Annotated in this window: 4 protein-coding genes; all 4 read right to left on the bottom strand. The window is 34.6% G+C overall.

What is annotated here, in order from left to right; translation table 11 throughout:
• A partial coding sequence (locus tag AC1DUW_RS27550) for a DUF817 family protein (RefSeq protein WP_477644015.1) occupies positions 1–263 on the bottom strand: 263 nt, incomplete at its 3' end.
• Positions 264–365: 102 nt separating this feature from the next.
• Positions 366–581 carry a helix-turn-helix domain-containing protein gene (locus AC1DUW_RS27545; RefSeq protein ID WP_053346688.1) on the bottom strand — a complete coding sequence of 72 codons (216 nt, stop codon included), beginning with the start codon at positions 579–581 and terminating at the stop codon, positions 366–368.
• A 10-nt stretch (positions 582–591) separates the two neighbouring features.
• A complete protein-coding gene (locus tag AC1DUW_RS27540) occupies positions 592–1074 on the bottom strand; it encodes a DUF2975 domain-containing protein (protein WP_053346689.1) in 483 nt (160 codons plus the stop codon).
• Between the two features lie 281 nt (positions 1075–1355).
• Positions 1356–1544 carry a hypothetical protein gene (locus AC1DUW_RS27535; protein ID WP_053346690.1) on the bottom strand — a complete coding sequence of 63 codons (189 nt, stop codon included), beginning with the start codon at positions 1542–1544 and terminating at the stop codon, positions 1356–1358.
• Positions 1545–1838: the final 294 nt, after the last annotated feature.

Here is a 1838-nt window from a genome sequence, read left to right as displayed (position 1 = left end):
GTCATATGTACCTTGAAAAGTTCAAGAGCAAGACCAATAAGGTGGAACAATGTGATAACCTTTAGTTCATCCCGTGTTTCAAGCCCAGAACGCACCATCCACCACTGCATCAGAAGGCAGATGATGAGCAGCCAATCATACCGTGGCAAGAAGGGAAGCGGCATGAATTTTGTAAAAGCCAAAGAGGCAAAAATAACGGCAGGAAACAAACATGATAGGACCTGCTCCCAACCAAAATGAACGAGTTGTTTTAGTGCTCTCATGATTTGTCCCTCCATTTTTTTAATGGTTAAATTCATGAGTAACTCCCCTTTTATGAAATCTTTCTTTTCCTTCCAATGTTAAATATTTCTACTTTATTAATTTTAGGTGTCTTCATCATTTCGGTATTCTAAAATATCTCCGGGCTGACATTCTAAAGCCTTACAAATCGCCTCTAAAGTTGATAATCGAATAGCTTTTGCCTTGCCGTTTTTCAATATAGAAAGGTTAGCCATCGTTATTCCAACCCTCTCAGAAAGTTCTGTAACACTCATTTTCCTTTTAGCCAGCATCACATCAATATTGATTATAATTGCCATATTATTCACCTCAGACTATTAAGTCATTCTCTGATTTTATATCGATGGCTTCTTGTAAAAGCCTTTGAAGAACAGCAGCAAAGACTGCAATCACCATTGAAGCAAAAATTATGACCAATCCGATTAATATGATACCTGGGGCATCGTCCAGCTCCGCTATGAGATAAAAGAGTGGCAGGCCTACCACATACAAGATACTGATTGTGATTGCACAGTATTTTATTTTTGTTAAAGCTCTTACTGATAATTCCGAGAAAGCTTTGTTCTTGTCAATATAGCTTAAAAGTTTAAAAGCTTGATATAGAGCAAAGTAAAAAGGTATCGCCGATGCATACAAATCGATTAATACGAGATATTTGATATAAGTCATATCCGGATACAATTCTGCTGCAAACTTTGCTATCTCAGGCACCAAAAATATGCACAAAGCAAGAACTGGAATTCCAATAAGAATAACAGCTATCTTTAAAAAGAGTGTTGTTCCTCGTTTCATAAAAAGCACCTCACTTATTTATTGTCAATTTAATTTAACACGCAATTTATCGTTTTACAATAAAACATTGTTGTTTTTTATTATATAATTATTGTTACCGAAATATCCTTTCATTTTAAAAAAAGATAAAAAAGCATTCCTCATTACGAAGAAATGCTCTATAACTTTAAACTATTCAATTCATAACTTGTTCTACTAACCTSCCCCGTTAGTTCCATAGGAAAAGAGCAACCACCTGTTATTGAAGTAAAACACCTGTTAGATTAATAAGGTACAATAAATTAAAGTACAAATGCCATAAGAGCCGCAACTAAAAATGGGAAAAAAACAAGTAAAAATACTATTACTCCTGTCTTCCAATTGTTTTTTATTTGAAGTAATTCTTTTTTAGCCTTTTCCTTATTTTTTAGTGACCAAATAATTATTCCAACCCAATAAATTGCTAAGAATATAAGACTTGAAGTACCCATGAATACACCTCTTACAACTGCTAGTTAGTAGTCAAGCGTCTCTACTTAGGGGATTGTAACAAATAATCACCATTCAGTCTTTGGTGATTATTTGGGTTCTCTTATTGAACTATCCTGCCCCTCTAGTTCCACAAGAAAAAGGGTGCCTCAGCAACCTCAATTATTGAAGTAAAGCAAATATTTTTATTAAATGTAAGGTATTTCATTTCCCTCTATCAAGGCTTTCAAATTTGCTAACGACTGATCGAAGCCTCCCGAATTCATTGTAACTCTTGTTCCATTGCTTTCCTCATC

This window comes from Peribacillus sp. P4_C12, from assembly GCF_056402095.1.
The sequence above is the reverse complement of the archived record's forward strand: the minus strand, read 5'-3'. Positions and strand labels throughout refer to the sequence as shown.